This is a genomic window from Enterobacter sichuanensis (genome assembly GCF_002939185.1).
GTDB classification, from domain to species: Bacteria; Pseudomonadota; Gammaproteobacteria; order Enterobacterales; family Enterobacteriaceae; genus Enterobacter; species Enterobacter sichuanensis.
The window spans coordinates 1-2,937 of the sequence record NZ_POVL01000118.1 but is presented as its reverse complement, the minus strand read 5'-3'; the positions used below and the strand labels follow the sequence as shown (position 1 = coordinate 2,937).

The window sequence follows — 2,937 nt, the reverse complement described above, 5'->3', positions numbered from 1 at the left end:
TACGAAAGTACGGGCTTTTTTCTTTTATATTCTCCGAAAGGGGGGATGAGAATCCCCGACCGGGGTTCGACAACTGGCGACAGCCAGTTGGACAGACTGGGAGCGTAGCGAACAGGCTGCCCGCAGGGCGAGCGAAGCGAGTCAATCCCCCCCGGAGCCAAATGCAGCACGGTGCGGCCTGAGCCCCTCACCCTGCCCTCTCCCCAGGGGAGAGGGAAGTGCTAGTCTTCCGCCATCTTCGCATACTCTTCGGTAAGAAAATCCACCAGCGCCCTGACAGACGGCAGCAACCCGCGTCTGGAAGGATAAACAGCATGAATCACTTCCCGTCGCGGTTCCCATGCCTCAAGTACCCGAACCAGCTCCCCGGACGCCAGCTGATCCTTCACCATCAAAATCGGCAACTGCACCACGCCAATGCCTGCCATCGCGGCTTCACGGAGCGCAAGCATGTCCGTGGTGATCAACCGGGGATGATAATGGACCTCCGCTTTCGCCCCGTCGGGTCCGGAGAGTGTCCATTTGTGGATGTGTTTACCCTCACCCATACTTAAACCAGGCCAGGCGCTGAGTTCAGACGGCATGGACGGTTTCCCCAGCCGTGCAATCAGCGCCGGGCTTGCCACCAGGCAATGTCCCCGGTCGGCCAGCACCCTTAACACCAGGTCGCTGTCATCAAACGGCCGTGGACGCACGCGGATCGCCACATCAATTCCCTCTCCTACCAGATCGACCCGCCGATTTGTCGCTTCCAGCTGGAGGTTGATCCCCGGATAGCGCGCCATAAATCTTGCCAGCATTGGGCCAACATGCACATGCAATAAGGTGACGGGACAGGTAAGCCTGACGATACCGCGCGGTTCTGCCTGCAGCGCCGCCACGGCTTCCTCCGCAGCCTCCGCCTCCACCATCATCGCTTTACAGTGCTGATAGAAGGTCTGTCCGACCTCGGTCACCGTAAACTGCCGGGTTGTGCGATGGATAAGCCGCACGCCCAGCCGCTCTTCAAGCTGCGCTATCCGGCGGCTTAGCCTGGATTTGGGCAGGTCGAGCGCCCGTCCCGCCGCCGCAAAGCCACCGTAGTCGACCACTTTCACAAACCAGACGAAGTCATTGAGATCCTGCATAAATCCTCATCGTTCCAATTTCAGAACAGTGAATGCCATTTTCACTATCTACCGGGATATTAACGCTGAATATAAGCTAATTACATCAACAGAACATCAGGAGTAAATCATGAAAAACGTAACTGGCGTTTATACCGCTCCTCGTCAGCACTGGGTTGGCGACGGTTTCCCGGTCCGTTCAATGTTCTCTTATCAGACGCACGGCGAGCCCCTCAGCCCGTTTCTGCTGCTGGATTACGCGGGCCCGTACAGCTTCCCGGCAGATGGCGCAAAGCGCGGCGTTGGCCAGCACCCACATCGGGGTTTTGAAACGGTCACCATCGTCTATTCCGGCGAAGTAGAGCACCGCGACTCCACCGGGAAAGGCGGCGTCATTGGCCCCGGCGACGTGCAGTGGATGACCGCAGGCGCAGGCATTTTGCACGAGGAGTTCCACTCCAGCGCATTCGCGCAGAAAGGCGGGGAACTGAAAATGATGCAGCTCTGGGTCAACCTGCCGGCGAAAGACAAAATGACCGCACCAGGCTATCAGAGTATCACCAAAGCCGATATTCCGGTGGTGACGCTGCCTGAAAACAGCGGCTCGCTGCGGGTTATTGCCGGTCATTACAACGACGTGGCCGGCCCGGCGCACACGTTTTCGCCGCTGAACGTCTGGGACATCACCCTGAATCAGGGCAGTCACGTCACGTTCACTCAGCCGGAAGGCTGGAGCACAGCGCTGGTTGTACTTGAAGGCAGTATCTCAGTGAACGGTACCGCTCAGGCAGGTGAAGCCCAGTTGGTCGTGTTGAGTCAGGAAGGCGACAAGCTGCACCTGGAAGCCAGCAGCGATGCCAAAGTGCTGCTGATGGCGGGTGAGCCACTGAATGAACCTATCGTGGGCTATGGCCCGTTTGTGATGAACAGTAAAACCGAAATCAACGAAGCCATTCGTGATTTCAATTCCGGCCGCTTCGGCCAGATCCGATCGTAATAAAGGAGAAGAACATGTCTACACCTGCCAATTTTAATGGCACTCGTCCGGTCATTGATGTTAACGATGCGGTGATGTTGCTTATTGACCACCAGAGTGGTCTCTTCCAGACCGTCGGGGATATGCCAATGCCGGAGCTGCGTGCCCGTGCGGCAGCGCTGGCAAAAATCGCGACCCTGGCGAAGATCCCGGTGATTACCACGGCGTCTGTCCCACAAGGGCCGAACGGACCGCTGATCCCGGAGATCCACGCCAACGCGCCGCATGCACAGTATGTTGCCCGTAAAGGCGAGATCAACGCCTGGGATAACCCGGAATTCGTGGCGGCGGTGAAAGCGACGGGACGCAAAACGTTGATTATCGCGGGCACCATTACCAGCGTCTGCATGGCGTTCCCGTCTATCAGCGCGGTTGCCGACGGGTATAAAGTGTTTGCGGTGATTGATGCCTCCGGTACCTACAGCAAAATGGCGCAAGAGATCACTCTGGCGCGTGTGGTACAGGCTGGCGTGGTGCCGATGGACACGGCGGCGGTAGCTTCTGAGATCCAGCGGACATGGAACCGTGAAGATGCCGCGGAGTGGGCGGAAGTGTACACCCACATCTTCCCGGCGTATCAGTTGCTGATCGAAAGCTACGGCAAAGCGCAGGAAGTGGTTAAAAACAGCGAAGTGCTCGATTCACAGCGTTAATCCCCTGCTCCACGGCGTAAAAACCGTGGAGCTGATTATTGCTTAACCGAACAGGCAGTAAAGCTGAAAATCTGCTTGACCGTGTTAGCGCAACTCCCTATAGTAGCGCCCCGTTGCCCCCCAAGCGGTCAGGCAGCAAAAT

At 57.5% G+C, this 2,937-nt stretch carries 3 protein-coding genes; 2 read left to right on the top strand and 1 reads right to left on the bottom strand.

The features are described 5' to 3' along the window. Positions 1 to 221: 221 nt before the first annotated feature. Positions 222 to 1,127: a LysR family transcriptional regulator gene (locus C5687_RS23790; RefSeq protein WP_047958249.1), complete on the bottom strand. Its 906-nt coding sequence runs from the start codon at positions 1,125 to 1,127 to the stop codon at positions 222 to 224. 109 nt (positions 1,128 to 1,236) lie between these two features. Here C5687_RS23790 and C5687_RS23785 point away from each other — a divergent pair, with 109 nt between their 5' ends. After that, a complete protein-coding gene (locus C5687_RS23785; RefSeq protein WP_095451698.1) occupies positions 1,237 to 2,103 on the top strand; it encodes a pirin family protein in 867 nt (288 codons plus the stop codon). Between the two features lie 14 nt (positions 2,104 to 2,117). Continuing rightward, a complete protein-coding gene (locus tag C5687_RS23780) occupies positions 2,118 to 2,795 on the top strand; it encodes an isochorismatase family protein (RefSeq protein ID WP_032638688.1) in 678 nt (225 codons plus the stop codon). The last annotated feature ends 142 nt before the right edge of the window (positions 2,796 to 2,937 follow it).